This is a genomic window from Arenimonas aestuarii, from assembly GCF_054781715.1.
In genome coordinates, this window is record NZ_BAAGTW010000004.1 from 1,078,867 (window position 1) to 1,094,018 (window position 15,152).

The following is a 15,152-nucleotide window of genomic DNA, read 5'->3' on the forward strand; positions in this document are numbered from 1 at the left end:
TCCTGACTCATGAAGACCGTCCGTAGCATCCGAGGCCTCGCTTTCACCAGCGTGGCGGCCCTCGGCCTGATCGCGATGACCCCGGCCGTGGCCGACTCCGAATTCGACATCGGCAATGGCGCCCTGACGGCGAACGCCGACCTCGACTTCGAGATCGTCATCCCGCGCTTCCTTTACCTGCAGGTCGGCTCCACCGGCACCAACGTCGACACGGTCACCTTCGACCTCTCCGGCGTCGCCAGCATCGCCGACGTCGACTCCCAGATCGGCAACGGCACCCCCGTGGACGGCGACATCACCGTCGGCGTGCGCCTGGTCAGCAATGCCGGCGACGTGGACCTCGAAGCGGTCGGCTCGGGCACCGGCCTGACCAACGGCACCGACATCATTCCCTGGTCGCAGATCACCGGCACGGCCGCTACCGGCGGCGCCACCGGCCTGGACGTGCCTGTCGTGGGCGCGGCCGCCGTCACCATCCCGGCGACCAACGGCGTCGTGAACCGCAGCGACACCTGGTCCTTCGATTACGAGAATGACGCGCTGGTCGCCGGCGGCACCTACACCGGCACCGTCACCTACACCGCGACTGCCCCGTAAGCGACGCGAGCAAGGGCGGGATTGGCACAGCCGGTCCCGCCCCCTTCGCCTGACAGCCCATGCGCACCGCCCACGCCATCGCCCTGATTCTGGCGCTCCTGGTCCCCGGATCCGCCCTGGCCTACCAGGTGCCGATCGACGCCGGCGACCGGTCGGTCTACCTGCGCGTGGGTGACGGCGAGTTCGAAAATTACCCCGTGTGGTTGAACAACGGCGCCTTCCGCCCCTACATCGCCGGCGGCTCGCCGGAAAGCGGCGGCGCCGTCAGCCAGGTCCGCGTCGCGCTCAGCCCGCTGGACGTCGGCAATGGCGTGCCCCAGCCGATGACCGGCAACGGCCGCACCAGCAGTGACTACGACGGCTTCCAGTTCTGCGATGCCGGCCAGATCTACGTCGGTGGCTTCTTCCGCCGTCCCGGCAATTCCAACAACTTTGCCGCCCAGCTCAGCGTGCTTTCACCGCCGACGCTCAACAGCCCGCAGGGCAACACCATCCCTGTCTCCGAGATCAGCTGGACCACCAGCGGCATCGGTGACACTGGCGCGCAGCCGGTCCCGCCGGGGCAGCTGGCCGCCGGATCCAACCCGCTGACGACCTTCCAGCAAAACACCTGGAACGAAAGCTGCCTGAGCTTCAGCTACGCCAACAGCCAGGTCGTCGCCGCGGGCACCTACACCACCACCGTCACCTTCACGCTGGTGACCCTGTGAACAGCCTCGTGCGGTTCGTCTTCGTCGCCGTGCTGGCGCTGGCGCCGGCCCTTTCCCAGGCCAACGGCCCGCAGCGCGTGGACGACAGCGCCAGCCAGGTGCTGGGCGGCCTCGTACGCATGCAGTGGATGGACGCCGCGCCCGGCAATGGCAACCTCATGGCTGGGCAGGTGACCGTGCTGGCGCGCCTGGACACCTCGCCCTGGCTGGGCCGCAATGTCCGCATCTACCAGGTGCTGGACAAGCAGGCCACGCCGGTGCGGGTCGAATGGACCACGCGCGGCCCCCTGCTGCCCGGCGCCCTTTCGGACGGCGAACGCGCCCTGGTCTATGCCGGCCCGGTCGCCGAAGGCAGCCTGTCCGACACCTTCGTGCTGACGATCTTCGCCGACGGCAGCCTGCTTGAGCGTCCCGAGGTGCTCGACTTCCATTTCGAAATCGAGCTGGAGGGCCAGTGAGCCGATCCTTCGCCCTCGCGGTCGCGGCCGCCCTGTTGCTGGCCGCTCCTTCGGCGGTGCTGGCGCAGTTTTCCGCCCAGCTTTCGCCGCCACGCTTCGAAGAGCAGGCCAACGCCGGCGGCGTCTACCGCGATGTCATCGAGGTCTACAACACCTCCAACCTGCCGCTGCGCCTGAAGGTGGGCACCGCCGACTGGGCGCTCGACGCCCAGGGCAATGCCGAGTTCTCCAAATCCCTGGTGGAGGGCAGTTGCCGCCCGTGGACCGCGATCGAAGCCCAGGAAATCGAGGTCGAAGCCCGCTCGAAGCGGCGCTTCCGCTTTGAAGTCCGGGTGCCCGAGGGCACGCCCGACGGCCAGTGCCGCTTCGCGATCCTGTTCGAAGGCGAGCCGGTGCGCGTGCCGAACATGCCCATGCCCGTGGCCGGACGCATCGGCATCATCGTGTACCTGGACATCGGCAAGGGGGCTGCGCGCCTGGTGCTCGACGGCAGCGGCGTGCGCGAGGAAGGCGGCCGCAAGCTCCCTTACCTGACCGTGCGCAACGACGGCAATGCCCACGGGCGACTTCAGGGCTTCCTCGACGCCCGCGACGCCGCGGGCCGCAAGTGGACCTTTACGCCGGCCGGCCATCCGGTGCTGCCGGGTGCGCGCCGGGACATCGTTCTGTTCCCGGTTCTGGCCGAAGGTGAAACCGCCGACCTCGCCTTCCCGCTTGCCATCAGCGGCCGCACCGAGTGGAAGGGCTCGCCCTTCGCCGTAGAAGCCCAGGCCGCGGAATGAAGCCGACCCGTCAGCCAACGAGGACGTGCCTTGCCGTCCTCGTCGCCTTGGCTTGTGCCAGCCCCGCCGCGTCCGCGCAGGACGAGGAGCCGCTCGAGGGCGAGCCCTGGCAGGACAACGTGATTGCCGAGCAAGACCTGCAACCCCTGCCGGCCGATCCGGAAGTTGATTTCGACCCCACCGGCCTGCCGCGCTCTTTCCGCGCCGAACTCACCGCCAGCCACACCCAGCGCGGCGATGACGACTTCTCCGAGTTCGGGCTGTCCTTCGGTGGCTTCCGGGAAACCCAGGCCCACGGCACCTTTTCCCTCGACGCCACGCTGCTGCAGGCCGACATCGGCACACGCGGCGAGTCCGGGATCGGCGGCACCGCCACGCTCTGGCAGCGCGGCCTCTACCTGCGGGGCGGCTGGCGCGGCAACAACGGCCTGGGTGTCGTGAACACACCCTCCAGCCAGGTGCTGCAGGAACAGTTCCGGGTTTTCCTGCCCTCGGTCGCCATGGCCGGCCTGAGCACCCAGTGGACCCGGCCCGACGACGGGCTGCAGTGGTTTGCCGGCCTGGGCCGCAGCGGCCTGTTCAGCGGTGCACGCGTGGTTGGTTTCGACCTGGGCGACGGCAATGTCGGCACCGTCGGCGGCCAGTGGAACCTGGGCGAGGACTGGACCAGCGCCGTATCCCTGCTCAGTACCGACGGGCAGATCGTGCAGACGCCGGTCGGCGTGCCGCGTCTGCTGCCCGAAAGCACCGATGCCGTGCACTGGGCCACGCGCTGGCAGCGCGAGGGCCACCGGGTCAACCTGAACCTGTTGAGCAGCCGCAAGGACGGCGTGGATGCCTGGGGCCTGTGGCTGGACGGCTCACTCCGGTCCGGCCGGTACACCCATCGCTACGGCCTGTTCAACCTCGAACCGGACATGGCGTGGGGCGCCCAGCCGGTGATCAACGATTCGCGGGGCGCCTATTACCGCCTCGCCTACCAGCATGCGCGCTGGAGCTGGAGCGGTGGCCTCGACCGCATCGAAAGCGTCAGTGGCCGCTCCTTCGAGGGCTGGTACGGCACCGGCTACGCGCGCTACCAGTCCAGTCCGTCCCTGGCCTACGGTGGCAGCCTGGCGCTGCGCACTTCGCCGGGCGTGGATTCAAGCTCGACCCAGCTATTCCTGGACAAGACCCTGCGCTGGGGCCAGACCCGGCTGCAGATCGAACACGCCACCAGCCACAGCGGCGGCGGCGACGACGACAGCTGGCAGGTCAGCGTTGACCACGCCCTGCCCCTGCGCAAGGGCCGCCGCCTCAGTTTTTCCGCGGCCTACGGCGAACTTTCCTATGACAGCGGCCCCGCCGAAGCGGTGGCCACGGTGTCCGCCTACGGCGGCCTGGACCTGGGCGAACGGGTCACGCTCGACGGCAGTGCCCGCTGGACCGGCGGCGACCAGGTCCGCGGCGCCGACCTCAACATCAATCTTGCCTGGCGCGTGGCGAGCCACTGGTGGCTGGTCGGAAGCCTTTACGAAAACCAGGGGTCCCGCCGCTCGCCCTTCATCATCGACCCCTTGGCCACCGAGCAGCCCTTCGTCACCCTGCCGCGCGACCGTTCGCTGTTCATCAGCCTGCGCTACGAACGGCAGGCGGGCACCAGCGCCGGCGTGCTGGGCGGCCAGCCGGGCGCGGCCGCGGGTTCGATCAGCGGCAGCGTCTTCCTGGACGAAAACGGCGACGGCGAACGCTCGGCATCCGAGCTGCCCGCGGCCAACGTCACCGTGCTGCTCGACGGCCGCTACGCGGTGCGCACCGATAGCCAGGGCGAGTTCGAATTCCCACGTGTCGCCACCGGCGCGCACACGGTGCAGGTCATCCCCGACAACCTGCCGCTGCCCTGGTTCCTGGCCGAGGACGGCGAAAGCCGGGCCATCGAGGTCCGGGTGCGCGACGCCACCCGCGTGGACATCGGCGCGAGGCGGCAACGATGACGGCCCAGGCACACTCCCTGCCGCGCAAGCGCGGTCTGATGCTGCGACTGCTGGTGCTCTTCCTTGCCGTGGCGCTGGCGGTGGGCCTGCAGGCGGGTGAAGGCCAGGCCACCGGCCATCTGGAAAACACGCCCGCATCCAGCCCGGCGATGCGGGCATCGGACTGCGCCTGGAGAGTGGCGCTCAGGCACCCGGCCCTGCCTGGCCTGGCTCAGCCCAGCGAGGCGCGCAGCAGTGAGGCCAGCAGCGGCTGCAGCCGGCCGGCACGGTCCGGGTCGTAGCGCCCGGCGTCTTCGTCCATGTAGCAGGGCTGCGCGATCTCCAGCTGGATCGCCTCCACGCCCTGCCCGGGCTGGCCATAGTGCCGGGTGATGTAGCCGCCCTTGAAGCGGCCGTTGGCCACCCAGGTGTACCTGGACTGCGCCGCGAGCACCGCTTCCAGCCGCGCCTGTGTCGCCGCCGTACAGCTCTCGCCGCCGGCCGTGCCCAGGTTGAGGTCGGGCAGCCGGCCTTCGAACAGGAAAGGCAGCACGCTGCGGATCGAATGCCCTTCCCAGAGCACCACGCGGCCGTGCGCCCTGCGCAGGCGCTGCAGTTCTTCGCCAAGGGCATCGTGGTAGGGCCGCCAGTAGCGTTCGACCCGCATCGCGATCTCCTCCGGACCAGGTTCCTGGCCCGGCAGGTAGACCGGGTCGCCGGTGAACCGGCGCGCCGGGCACAACCCGGTGGTGTTCTGGCCCGGGTAGAGCGAGACATCGTCCTGCGGGCGATTGAGGTCGACCACGTAACGCGAGTAGTTGGGCACCAGCACCGATGCGCCCAGCGCCCGCGCGAAGTCGTACAGGCGACTAACGTACCAGTCGGTGTCGGGCACGCCACGGGCGGCTTCGGTGACCCGCACGGCCATGTCCTCGGGCAGCGCGATGCCGTCATGCGGCAGGCTGACCAGCAGCGGCAGGTCGCCACGATGGAGGCTGAAGACGTCGCTCATGCCGGCCAGTCTAGCCGGCGAAACGCGAAGGAGCGTAAGGCGCGGGATCGATGGCCGGTGCGCGGCCGGTCATCAGGTCGGCCAGCAGGCGCCCCGTGCCGGCGCTCATGCCCATGCCCATCATGCCGTGGCCCGTGGCCAGGAAAAGGTTGTTGTGGCCCGGTGCCCGGCCCAGGATCGGCAGGTCGTCCCAGGTCATTGGCCGCCAGCCATGCCACTCTTCGCGCCGCGCCGGCCCGGTGGGTTCGACCAGGTATTGGGCGGCGCCACGCTCCAGCGCGGCCAGGCGACGCGGGTTTGCGCCATCGTCGAAGCCGCTGAACTCCATCGTGCTGCCCAGCCGGTAGCCGTCGTCCCAGGTGGTGACGCAAACGCTGCGCTCCTTGAGCACCAGCGGCCGGCGCGGCGCCAGCGCCGGGCGGTCGTAGGTGATCGAATACCCCTTGCCCGGCTGTATCGGTATCGGCAGGCCCAGATTGGCGGCAAAACCCGCCGACCAGGCCCCCATCGCCAGCAGCACGCGGCCACCGCTGCGCCGGCCCTCGCTGGTCTGCACGCCTTCGATGCCATTGCGGCCGCGCTCGAAGCCGCTGACCCGCACGCCTTCTTCGATGACGCCGCCGGCCGCGCGCACGATGCGCGCCAGTTCGGCGGTGAAACGGTCGGGGCGCAGGTGGGCATCGCCCGGGAAGTGAATGGCGCCGGCCAGGCCGGGCTTGAGCGCGGGTTCATCGGCGGCCAGCTCGGCACCATCGAGCACCCGGGCGCTGATGCCCAGCTCGGCCAGCAGCGGCAGGTCGCGCTGGGTGCGGGCGAGCGCCCGCGCGCTGCGGAAGACGTAGTGCAGGCCGCCGGCTTCGAAACCGCAGTCCAGGTCCTGGCCGTAGACGAGGTCTTCGACCAGCGCACGCGAGTATTTCAGCAACCTGCCCTTGGCCAGCCCGGACTGCTGCCAGTCGCGGCGGTTGCAGCGTCCAGCCACCTTGCCCAGCCAGCGCGCCAGCGCCGGGTCCCAGCGCGGGCGGATGTACAGCGGGGCATCGGGCCGCAGCATCCAGCGCAGGGCCTGGCCGACCATGCCGGGCGCCGCCAGCGGCGCCGCGTGGCTGGGCGTGAGCGTTCCGCAGTTGCCCCAGGAGGTGGCGGCACCGACCTTGCCGGCGTCGAGCACGCGCACCGAACGGCCTTCGGACAGCAGGTAATGCGCGCAGGCCAGGCCAACCACGCCCGCGCCCAGCACCAGTACATCGGCATCGTGGCTCATGCCGTGCAGTTTACCCGCGGCGCATCGCCGGCAGGTTCAGGTACGTGGCGGCGCGCCAGGCCCACTCGGCCGGGCCGAAGCGGAAACGGGCCATCCACCAATGGCTCAGGGCCACCTGCAGGATGAAGAAAGTGACCACGTAGACAGGCTGCCAGGCGCGCGAAAGCTGTTCGAAATAACCCAGGCCATAACCGTAGAAGATCCAGGTGGCGACGATCGACTGCAGCAGGTAGTTGGTCAGGGCCATGCGCCCGGCCGGGCCAAGCAGGCCGAACAGGCGCGCGGTTGCCGGTGCGTGCAGCGCGTGCACCACCCATGCGAGGTAGGACAGGGCCATGACGGCGCCACCGAGCATCTGCAGCACCTGTGCCGTGGAAGCGCGGATGTCGAGGCGGCCGAAGTCCATCGTCGGCTCCAGCCAGTACGACAGCAGCACCATCGCCAGCCCCACCGGCAGCGCGACCATGCGAAGGCCTGCGAACAGTCGCGCGTGGTCCTGCGGGCGGGCCATGGCGCCGCTGCGCGTGAACCAGGCGCCCACCAGGAAAAGGCCCAGGATGAAGGCGCCGTAGATGACGATGAAGCCGATCATGCCCAGGAAGTCGTCCACCCGCTGGGCCGTTGCCTCGCCGAAACTGCCGCTTCCGTAGGCCACGCGTTCGGCCTGGATGACCGAGGCCATTTCAGCGGACTGCTCGGCCAGGGCTTGCGCGAAGCCGACGCTGGCCTCGCCCGGCATGGACTGGACCGCAGTCCCCAGCAGGCCCAGGCCAAGGGTGAACAGGGCGGGCACCAGCATCAGGGCGATGCCCCACTTGGGCAGGCGCGACTGCGGCGTACCGCGGAAAAACAGCAACAGCAGCAGCCCCATCAGCGAATAGATAACGAGGATGTCACCCGGCCAGACCAGCATGGCGTGCAGCAGGCCGAACACCAGCAGGGCCAGCACGCGCCGAAGGTAAACGGCGAAGAAAGGCCTGCCGGCGGCCTGCGCACGCATCAGCATGATGGCGAAGCCCATGCCGAACAGCATCGAGAACAGCGGGAAGAACTTGCCCTGGACCAGCAGGTAGATGGCCGTATCGACCCAGCGGTCGGCGCCGGCAAGTGCCGGATCGACGCCGCTCATCGAAGCCATCAGCGGGCCGACCATGCCCTCGATGTTCATCAGCAGGATGCCCAGCAGGGCAAAACCGCGGATGGCGTCAAGGGCCTGGATACGGTCGGCGCTGGTGATGGGCGCCAAGGGGGTCGTGTCGGTCATGGTCATGGGGCCTCCCCGCCCCATGGCCACTTTAAACCAGATTCAGTGCTGAACGCCGCCGTCACCGTGCACGTGGCCGTGTTCGACCTCGACCGCTTCGGCTTCACGCACGCCGACGATCTCGACCTGGAACTGCAGGGTCTTGCCCGCCATCGGGTGGTTGAGGTCGACGTCGACCACGGTACCGCCGACCTTGATGACGGTGACCGCGCGCGGGCCCATCGAGGTTTCCAGCACGATCTGGTCGCCGGCGCGGACGCGGGCATTACGAAGGTGCTTCTTGGGCACGCGCTGGACGAAGTCCTCGCGGCGTTCGCCGTAGGCTTCTTCCGGGCCGACGGTGACCTCGAAGGAGTCGCCCTCGGCCTTGTCCATCATCGCGGACTCCAGGCCCGGGATGATGTTGCCGTGGCCCACCAGGATGGCCATCGGATCGCGGTCACGCGAGGTCTCGACGGGAGCCTGGCCCGGCTCGGAGACGGTGTAATGGAAACGGACGACGCGGTTCTTCTCGATCTTCATGGGAAACCTGGGAAAGGGCCGGTGACGCGACCGGCGGGGATGGGGCAAACTGCACCCGTGAAAGCGAGCGCGCATTATCCCGGCCCCGCCTGCCCGGCGCCAGTTCCCCGCATGGCGACGTGGCTCGTGCTGCTGCTGTCGGCCCTGCTGGCCGCCTGCGGCTCGACGCCGCGCCGCGCCCAGGCACCGGCCGCCCCGACCCTGAAGGTCGTGGACGTGGCGCCGGCCGACCCCCTGCTCGCCAACGAAGTGCTGATGCGCGCCCTCGGCCTGGTCGGCACGCCCTACCGCTGGGGCGGCAATACGCCCGACGGTGGCTTCGACTGCAGCGGCCTGGTCGGCTACGTCTATCTGGACGCGGCGCGCATCTACCTGCCGCGCACCACCCGCGACATTGCCCGCTTCGACGCCAGCAAGCCCCCGCGCGACCGGCTGGCACCCGGCGACCTGGTGCTGTTCGGCGACAAGGGGGCGATCTTCCACGTCGGCATCTACGTCGGCGACGGCCGCTTCGTGCACGCGCCCAGCACCGGCGGCACCGTGCGGCTCGACCGCCTGGACGGACCCTACTGGGGCCGGCACTACACCGGCGCGCGCCGCATCCTGGACTGAAACCGCGGCCTCAGCCCGCGGGTGGCTCCGGCCGCAGCCAAAGCCACAGGCCCACCACCGCCATGATCGCGGTGCCGGTCGCGGCCATCCATGCCTTGGGTGCGGTGGCGAACATGATCACGCTGCTCGCCGCCATCATGCCGATCGCCCAGTATTTGGCACGCCGGTTGACCGCGCCGCTGGCCTGCCATTCGCGGATCATCGGACCGAAGGTGCGGTGCGCCAGCAGCCGGGCATGCAGGCGCTTGGAGCCACGCGCCGCGGCAAACGCCGCCAGCAGCACGAAAGGCGTGGTCGGCAGGCCGGGCAGGAAGACGCCGAGGATGCCCAGTCCCAGCGCGGCATAGGCCAGCAGCAGCCACAGCCAGCGCCGGGCATGGTGGATCGGGCTCATCCGTTGAGCTGGGCGACGGCCTGTTCGATGTCCTTGCTCAGCGACATCACGTTGAGCGCGTAGTCGGCCAGGTGCTGGTCGGACTCGTCCGACGGCGACCAGGCCGGCACCGGCACGGGTTTGCCCTCGGGGCCGTCGAGCGCGACGAAGACGATCATGCAGTGCGTGCACAGGCGGCCGTCGTCGTCGGTCATCGGGTCGCGCGCGAACACGTCCACGTAGAAATGCATGCTGCTGGTGCCCGTGTACACGAGCTTGGCGCTGACGGTGACCATGTCCGAGGTGCGGATGGGCGCCACGAAGCGGATGCCGCCCACCGCCACGGTGACGCTGTAGCGGCCGGCCCAGCCCACCGCCGCGGCATAGCCGACCTGGTCGATCCACTTCATCACGACGCCGCCGTGCACCTTGCCGCCATAATTGACATCAGTGGGCTCGGCCAGGAAACGGAAGGTCAGTTCGCGCTGTTCACCGCTCATCTGTGCTGCTCCTCGGGGGTCAGGCGTCGACGCCGGCGCTGCCGGCGCGGGCGACTTCGTCGCGTACGCGTCGACGACGCATGCGCGCCTGCAACTGGTCGCGGCGGCGCGCCAGGTCGCGGGCGCGGCTGATCCGGCCGGCTTCGTCGACGGCCTCGCCCAGGTCTTCCCTGGCCCGCCGGAAATCATCATAGGCCGCCACCACGTGGCGGATCTCGCGCAGCAGGAGTTCGAGCATGATGGCGTCGTCGAGCAGGCCGATCACGGCGACGTCGTCGGGAATCAGGTCCTCGGGGTCGCTGAAGTAGGCCAGCAGCTTGAGCACCTCACGGCGTTCGAGTTGGGGCAGCGCCCAGGCCTCGTCCTCGAGCATTTCCACCAGCTCCACCACCTGCAGCAGCCGCTGGCGGATGTAACCGGGGGCACATTCGATCGGCAGGGTCTGCAGGCTGTGCCGGGCAGCCGCGACGATGTCGCACTCCTCGGCGCAGGCCACGCGCCGCTCGGCGCGCTCAAGGGCCTCGTGGAAACGCTCGATGTCCCCAGGTTCGAGTTCGAAGCTGATTTTCATGCACACATCCTACGCCAGCCTGAACGCGGCGTTCACCTGCCAGAAGGCCGGGGGATGGCCCGCGAGCCGCGCATAGCGTAGAGTTCGCCCCGTTTGCTGCACCGGCTGACCGTTTTCCCCCGGTATGCCCCGCCGCCAGGTCCCAAGCTCGCTTGGACCTGCGCCAGGCCCCACTCCGCACGCCTTTCGTTGCGCAAACACGCCCGGCCGCCCTGGCCTTGCGAAAAATCAGAAGCAAGACTCGCAGCGCGGTTTCAGGGAACGCTCCGGGTTACACCACGGAGCACTACCGAATGAATTTCCAGTCCCTTGGGCTCGCGCCCGAGCTCGTCCGCGCGCTGTCGGACGTCGGCTACACCACCCCCACCCCGATCCAGGCCCAGGCGATCCCGCTGGCCCTGGCTGGCCACGACCTGATGGGCGGCGCCCAGACCGGCACCGGCAAGACGGCCGCGTTCGCGCTGCCGCTGCTGCATCGCCTGGCCGAAGCCGGCCCCCAGCGTGGCCCGCGCAAGCCGCGCGCGCTGGTGCTCACCCCCACCCGTGAGCTGGCGGTGCAGGTCAACGACAGCCTGCGCACCTACGGCAAGCACCTGCGCATGAACACCGCCACCGTTTATGGCGGCGCCGGCATGCAGCCGCAGATCGAGGCGCTGCGCCGCGGCGTCGACGTACTGGTCGCCTGCCCGGGCCGCCTGCTCGACCACCTGCAGCAGCGCACCGTCGACCTGTCCCAGGTCGAGATCCTGGTGCTCGACGAAGCCGACCGCATGCTCGACATGGGCTTCCTGCCGGCGATCAAGCGCGTGCTTTCGGCGCTGCCGCGCAAGCGCCAGACCATGCTTTTCTCGGCCACCTTCGAAGAATCGATCAAGAAGCTCGCGCTCGATTTCCTTAGCAACCCGCAGCAGGTGCAGGTGGCGCCGCAGAACGCCACGGCGGCCAGCGTCAGCCACGTCGTGCATCCGGTGGACACCTCGCGCAAGCGCGAGCTGCTGATCGAGATCCTCAGCAAGCGCCACCAGGACCAGATCCTGGTCTTCGGCCGCACCAAGCACGGCTGCAACCGCCTTGCCGAACAGCTCGAGAAGTCGGGCATCAGCGCCGTCGCCATCCACGGCAACAAGAGCCAGGGCCAGCGCCTGAAGGCCCTGCGCGACTTCAAGTCGGGCCAGGCCCGCGTGATGGTCGCCACCGACGTGGCCGCCCGCGGCCTGGACATTCCGCTGCTGCCGCTGGTGATCAACTTCGACCTGCCGATGGTTGCCGAAGACTACGTGCACCGCATCGGCCGCACCGGTCGCGCCGGTGCCAGCGGCGAAGCGATCTCGCTGGTCGCCCAGGACGAAAGTGGCCTGCTGCGCGCCATCCAGCGCGTGCTCAAGGCCGACATCACCGTCGTGGAAGTCGAAGGCTACACGCCGACCAAGACGCTGCGCATGGGCAACGACAGCCCGGCGCGTGGCCGCCCGGCAGGCAACCGCCCGCCGGCGCGCCGCGAAGGTGCCGCCCCGCGCGGTCGCCGTCCGCATGCCGGCGGTGGCGGTGAACGCCACGCCCACGCCGGACCCAAGGGCCACGGCCCGCGCGGCGGCGGTGATCGTCGCCAGGGCACCACCGACAGCGCACGCTGATCGCCATCGGATCGGGGCGGGTGCCGTTGGCCCCGCCCCCAAGAAAAAAGGGCCGCCCGATGGGCGGCCCTTTTTCGTTCGCGGCCAGATCCTAGTCGGCGACCGTGAACTCGCCGTACTGGGCCAACTGCTCCAGCACCGCCTTGTCTCCGACCACCACGATCGACTGCTGCGCCGGCTGGAAGTACTTGCGGCCCATCGCCTGCACCTGCCCGGCGGTGACCTCGCGGATGCGCGGCACGAACTCGCCGATGTATTCCGGGGGCAGGCCGACCAGCCAGTTCGAAGCCAGCATGCCGGCGACCGAACGCTGCAGCTGGTTGGAAATCAGGTAGCTGCCGGCGACGTAACGCTTGTTCATCTCCAACTCGCGCTCCGGCACGGGTTCGTTGGCCAGGCGGCTGAACTCGGCGAAGAACTCGCCGACCGCGGCCCCGGTCACTTCGTTGCGAACGTCGGCGCTCGACACCAGCGCACCACCGGCGGCCTGGCTGCGCTGGCCGAGGCGGGCGCCATAGGTGTAACCCTTGTCTTCGCGAAGGTTCTGCATCAGCCGGCTGCTGAAGCTGCCGCCCAGCACCGTGCTGGCCAGCTGCAGCGGGATCTGGTCCGCATGCGTGGCACGGATCGCAGGGCGACCGATGCGCACGGTCGACTGCACGCTGCCCTCGCGATCGAGCAGGACACGCGTCGGCATGGCGCCGGTGCGTGCGGCCGGCGTGGCGATGGGGGCTTCGCCCCGGGCCTGCCAGTCACCGAAGTGGCGTTCGGCCAGGGCGATCGCCTCGTCTTCGCCGATGCGGCCGGCAATCACCAGCAGTGCGTTGTCGGGACGCAGCCGGCGCGCGTGTTCGGCGACCAGCTGCGCACGATCCACGGCCTCGATGCCTGCTTCCGTGGCCTGGGTGCGCGCGTAGGGGTGGTCGCCGTACAGCGCCGTCAGCATGGCCCGTTCTGCCCTGAAACCCGGCTGCGCCTCGGCGGCCTTCAGGCCCTGCAGGGCATTGGCCTTGGCCAGCCGGATCTCGTCTTCGGGGAAGCTGGGCGTGCGGGTGACCTCGGCCAGCAGCGCCGCCATGTCGGCGGCCTTGGACGGCAGCGCGTTGGCGTTCACGACCAGGCCATCGTTGCTGGCATACGCGCCGACGCCGCCGCCCATGCCCTGCGCGGCCTCGGCGATCTGGCGCGAATCACGCTTCGCGGTGCCCTCGGCCATCAGCCCGGCCAGCATGGACGCGAAGGCCGGCGTGTCCGCGGAATCGGCCGCCAGGCCGGCGTCGCGGAAGGCCAGCACGTAGTCCACGCGCGGCACGCCGTCACGCGGAATCACCCAGACCTGCAGCCCGTTGTCGAGCGTGCGCCGCGCGACTTCGGGCACGGGCAGGGGTTTGTCGGGGGCGAAGTCCGGCAGGCCGGCCGGCATCGCGGCGATATCGGAAGCCAGGGCGACCGGGGCGAGCACGGCGGACACCAGCAGGGCGGTCAAGGTTTTGCGAAGGCTCATGGTCTTACTCCTGGCCGGCGTTGTTGGCGGCCGCATCCAGCATCGCGACCGGCTTGCGGTCGATCACGGTGCGGTTTTCGGCGGTGAGGTAGGTGCTGGCCACGCGCTGGAGGTCTTCAGAATCCACGGCCTGGATCCAGCCGGGGATCTGGTTGGCCACCGCGGCATCACCCCAGATGGCCTGCAGGCGCGCCAGGGTATCGGCGCGGCCCAGGTAACTCTCCATGCCGTTGTTCCAGTCGGCCAGCATGCGCGTCTTCACGCGGGCCAGTTCCTCGTCGCCCACGCCATCTTCGGCGATGCGGGCGATTTCCTCGTCCAGCGCCGCCAGCAGCTGGTCGGCGGTGAACTGCGGCTTGTACAGCGCGAACAGCGTCAGCAGGGTCGGGCCATCAAACTCCCAGGGGCTGGTCAGGCCGAACAAGTACTGGCCGTTGATGGCCATTTCCCGCCCCTTCACCAGGCCCTGGTACATGCGCGAGGCGTCGCCGCCGGCCAGCACTTCGGCCAGCACCGCGGTGGGCGCGTGGTCGTCGCTGCCGCGTTCGGCGATCTTCCAGCCCACGGCCAGCGCCGGCACCTGGGCCAGCGCGTCGGGCTGGGTGAGGCGCTTTTCGCCGGTGTTGATGGGCTCGGAGACGTCCGGACGCGCCGGCGTCGGCCGCGACGCGATGTCGCCGAAATACTTTTCGGCGAGCGCGAAGCCCTCTTCCGCGGTCACGTCGCCGGCGATCGACAGCACGGCGTTGTTCGGGCCATAGTAGTCACGGTGGAAAGCCGCGACGTCTTCGACCGTGGCGCCCTCGAGGTCCTGGAAGCTTCCGTAGCCGTCGTGGTTGTTTTCCCACTTCTGGAACGCCTGCTGGTTGATGTCCAGCCACATGAAGCCGCCGTAGGGCTGGTTCTTCACGTTGACGCGGATCTCTTCCTTCACCACGTCCTGCTGGTTCTTCAGCGTGCGCTCGTTGAAGTCGAGCGTGGTCATGCGGTCGGCCTCAAGCCACAGGATGGGCTCGAGCGCGGAAGCCGGCGCGACCTCGATGTAGTTGGTGAAGTCCGGACGGGTGGAGCCGTTGTTGCGGCCACCGCCCGAGGTGATGACCTTGTCGAACACGCCCTCGCCCGCATTGGGCGTGCCTTCGAACATCAGGTGTTCGAACAGGTGCGCGAAGCCGGTGCGGTTGCGCGGTTCCTGGCGCATGCCGACCTTGTAGACCACGCTCACGCCAACGACCGGCGCGCTGTCATCGGACGAAACGACGACGGTCAGGCCGTTGTCGAGGGTGCGGGTCTGGACCGGGATTTCCCAGCGGTCCGAGGCCTGGGCGAAGGCGGGCAGCGCCAACAGCAGGCCGAGCGTCAGCAGGCATCGCGGTTGCGGTTTCATCGGGGGGCAC

17 protein-coding genes are annotated in these 15,152 nt (G+C 69.4%); 8 read left to right on the top strand and 9 right to left on the bottom strand.

Features of this window, described 5'->3' with window-relative positions; genetic code table 11:
- The first annotated feature begins 9 nt into the window (after positions 1-9).
- The 6 genes from ACYVJH_RS06085 to ACYVJH_RS06110 are packed head-to-tail and all read left to right on the top strand — an operon-like array spanning position 10 to position 4,801.
- Entirely contained in the window at positions 10-597 is a 588-nt protein-coding gene (locus ACYVJH_RS06085; protein WP_460453722.1) for a hypothetical protein, read from the top strand.
- A 59-nt stretch (positions 598-656) separates the two neighbouring features.
- Positions 657-1,307 carry a hypothetical protein gene (locus tag ACYVJH_RS06090; RefSeq protein WP_460453723.1) on the top strand — a complete coding sequence of 217 codons (651 nt, stop codon included), beginning with the start codon at positions 657-659 and terminating at the stop codon, positions 1,305-1,307.
- Entirely contained in the window at positions 1,304-1,765 is a 462-nt protein-coding gene (locus ACYVJH_RS06095) for a hypothetical protein (RefSeq protein WP_460453724.1), read from the top strand. The genes ACYVJH_RS06090 and ACYVJH_RS06095 overlap by 4 nt, the downstream gene beginning before the upstream one ends.
- The gene (locus ACYVJH_RS06100) at positions 1,762-2,547 is read left to right on the top strand and encodes a hypothetical protein (RefSeq protein WP_460453725.1); all 786 of its coding nucleotides are present in this window, start codon (positions 1,762-1,764) and stop codon (positions 2,545-2,547) included. The genes ACYVJH_RS06095 and ACYVJH_RS06100 overlap by 4 nt, the downstream gene beginning before the upstream one ends.
- Positions 2,548-2,594: 47 nt before the next feature.
- On the top strand, positions 2,595-4,520 hold the full coding sequence (locus ACYVJH_RS06105) for a carboxypeptidase-like regulatory domain-containing protein (RefSeq protein ID WP_460453726.1): 1,926 nt from the start codon (positions 2,595-2,597) through the stop codon (positions 4,518-4,520).
- Positions 4,517-4,801, top strand: a complete 285-nt coding sequence (locus ACYVJH_RS06110; RefSeq protein ID WP_460453727.1) for a hypothetical protein — start codon at positions 4,517-4,519, stop codon at positions 4,799-4,801. Before ACYVJH_RS06105 ends, ACYVJH_RS06110 begins: the two co-directional genes overlap by 4 nt.
- On the opposite strand, the gene hutG is transcribed toward ACYVJH_RS06110, so the two are convergent.
- The 4 genes from hutG to ACYVJH_RS06130 are packed head-to-tail and all read right to left on the bottom strand — an operon-like array spanning position 4,732 to position 8,561.
- Entirely contained in the window at positions 4,732-5,511 is a 780-nt protein-coding gene (hutG, locus tag ACYVJH_RS06115) for an N-formylglutamate deformylase (RefSeq protein ID WP_460453728.1), read from the bottom strand. The genes ACYVJH_RS06110 and hutG overlap by 70 nt on opposite strands.
- 10 nt (positions 5,512-5,521) lie before the next feature.
- Positions 5,522-6,775 carry an FAD-dependent oxidoreductase gene (locus ACYVJH_RS06120; protein WP_460453729.1) on the bottom strand — a complete coding sequence of 418 codons (1,254 nt, stop codon included), beginning with the start codon at positions 6,773-6,775 and terminating at the stop codon, positions 5,522-5,524.
- 10 nt (positions 6,776-6,785) lie between these two features.
- A complete protein-coding gene (locus ACYVJH_RS06125; protein ID WP_460453730.1) occupies positions 6,786-8,039 on the bottom strand; it encodes a DUF418 domain-containing protein in 1,254 nt (417 codons plus the stop codon).
- 42 nt (positions 8,040-8,081) lie between these two features.
- Positions 8,082-8,561 (bottom strand): FKBP-type peptidyl-prolyl cis-trans isomerase, encoded by a 480-nt coding sequence (locus ACYVJH_RS06130; protein WP_460453731.1) that lies wholly within the window; start codon positions 8,559-8,561, stop codon positions 8,082-8,084.
- 39 nt (positions 8,562-8,600) lie between these two features.
- Here ACYVJH_RS06130 and ACYVJH_RS06135 point away from each other — a divergent pair, with 39 nt between their 5' ends.
- On the top strand, positions 8,601-9,173 hold the full coding sequence (locus tag ACYVJH_RS06135) for a C40 family peptidase (RefSeq protein ID WP_460454275.1): 573 nt from the start codon (positions 8,601-8,603) through the stop codon (positions 9,171-9,173).
- 10 nt (positions 9,174-9,183) lie between these two features.
- Here the strand turns inward: ACYVJH_RS06135 and ACYVJH_RS06140 are convergent, their stop codons facing one another.
- The 3 genes from ACYVJH_RS06140 to ACYVJH_RS06150 are packed head-to-tail and all read right to left on the bottom strand — an operon-like array spanning position 9,184 to position 10,617.
- A complete protein-coding gene (locus tag ACYVJH_RS06140) occupies positions 9,184-9,567 on the bottom strand; it encodes a YbaN family protein (protein ID WP_460453732.1) in 384 nt (127 codons plus the stop codon).
- Complete coding sequence (locus ACYVJH_RS06145; RefSeq protein ID WP_460453733.1) at positions 9,564-10,046, bottom strand: acyl-CoA thioesterase; 483 nt, start codon at positions 10,044-10,046, stop codon at positions 9,564-9,566. Before ACYVJH_RS06145 ends, ACYVJH_RS06140 begins: the two co-directional genes overlap by 4 nt.
- Before the next feature lie 19 nt (positions 10,047-10,065).
- The gene (locus ACYVJH_RS06150; RefSeq protein WP_460453734.1) at positions 10,066-10,617 is read right to left on the bottom strand and encodes a YkvA family protein; all 552 of its coding nucleotides are present in this window, start codon (positions 10,615-10,617) and stop codon (positions 10,066-10,068) included.
- 293 nt (positions 10,618-10,910) lie between these two features.
- Between ACYVJH_RS06150 and ACYVJH_RS06155 the strand changes: the two genes are divergently transcribed.
- On the top strand, positions 10,911-12,251 hold the full coding sequence (locus ACYVJH_RS06155; RefSeq protein WP_460453735.1) for a DEAD/DEAH box helicase: 1,341 nt from the start codon (positions 10,911-10,913) through the stop codon (positions 12,249-12,251).
- A gap of 91 nt (positions 12,252-12,342) precedes the next feature.
- Here the strand turns inward: ACYVJH_RS06155 and ACYVJH_RS06160 are convergent, their stop codons facing one another.
- The gene (locus ACYVJH_RS06160) at positions 12,343-13,755 is read right to left on the bottom strand and encodes a M16 family metallopeptidase (protein WP_460453736.1); all 1,413 of its coding nucleotides are present in this window, start codon (positions 13,753-13,755) and stop codon (positions 12,343-12,345) included.
- 4 nt (positions 13,756-13,759) lie between these two features.
- Positions 13,760-15,142: a M16 family metallopeptidase gene (locus tag ACYVJH_RS06165; protein WP_460453737.1), complete on the bottom strand. Its 1,383-nt coding sequence runs from the start codon at positions 15,140-15,142 to the stop codon at positions 13,760-13,762.
- Positions 15,143-15,152 lie beyond the last annotated feature (10 nt).

Coding starts and splice junctions, on each gene's coding strand:
- ACYVJH_RS06085 (WP_460453722.1), top strand. CDS start 10: ATGAAGACCGTCCGTAGCATCCGAGGCCTCGCTTTCACCAGCGTGGCG.
- ACYVJH_RS06090 (WP_460453723.1), top strand. CDS start 657: ATGCGCACCGCCCACGCCATCGCCCTGATTCTGGCGCTCCTGGTCCCC.
- ACYVJH_RS06110 (WP_460453727.1), top strand. CDS start 4,517: ATGACGGCCCAGGCACACTCCCTGCCGCGCAAGCGCGGTCTGATGCTG.
- hutG (WP_460453728.1), bottom strand. CDS start 5,511: ATGAGCGACGTCTTCAGCCTCCATCGTGGCGACCTGCCGCTGCTGGTC.
- ACYVJH_RS06120 (WP_460453729.1), bottom strand. CDS start 6,775: ATGAGCCACGATGCCGATGTACTGGTGCTGGGCGCGGGCGTGGTTGGC.
- ACYVJH_RS06125 (WP_460453730.1), bottom strand. CDS start 8,039: ATGACCGACACGACCCCCTTGGCGCCCATCACCAGCGCCGACCGTATC.
- ACYVJH_RS06130 (WP_460453731.1), bottom strand. CDS start 8,561: ATGAAGATCGAGAAGAACCGCGTCGTCCGTTTCCATTACACCGTCTCC.
- ACYVJH_RS06135 (WP_460454275.1), top strand. CDS start 8,601: ATGGGGCAAACTGCACCCGTGAAAGCGAGCGCGCATTATCCCGGCCCC.
- ACYVJH_RS06140 (WP_460453732.1), bottom strand. CDS start 9,567: ATGAGCCCGATCCACCATGCCCGGCGCTGGCTGTGGCTGCTGCTGGCC.
- ACYVJH_RS06145 (WP_460453733.1), bottom strand. CDS start 10,046: ATGAGCGGTGAACAGCGCGAACTGACCTTCCGTTTCCTGGCCGAGCCC.
- ACYVJH_RS06150 (WP_460453734.1), bottom strand. CDS start 10,617: ATGAAAATCAGCTTCGAACTCGAACCTGGGGACATCGAGCGTTTCCAC.
- ACYVJH_RS06155 (WP_460453735.1), top strand. CDS start 10,911: ATGAATTTCCAGTCCCTTGGGCTCGCGCCCGAGCTCGTCCGCGCGCTG.
- ACYVJH_RS06160 (WP_460453736.1), bottom strand. CDS start 13,755: ATGAGCCTTCGCAAAACCTTGACCGCCCTGCTGGTGTCCGCCGTGCTC.
- ACYVJH_RS06165 (WP_460453737.1), bottom strand. CDS start 15,142: ATGAAACCGCAACCGCGATGCCTGCTGACGCTCGGCCTGCTGTTGGCG.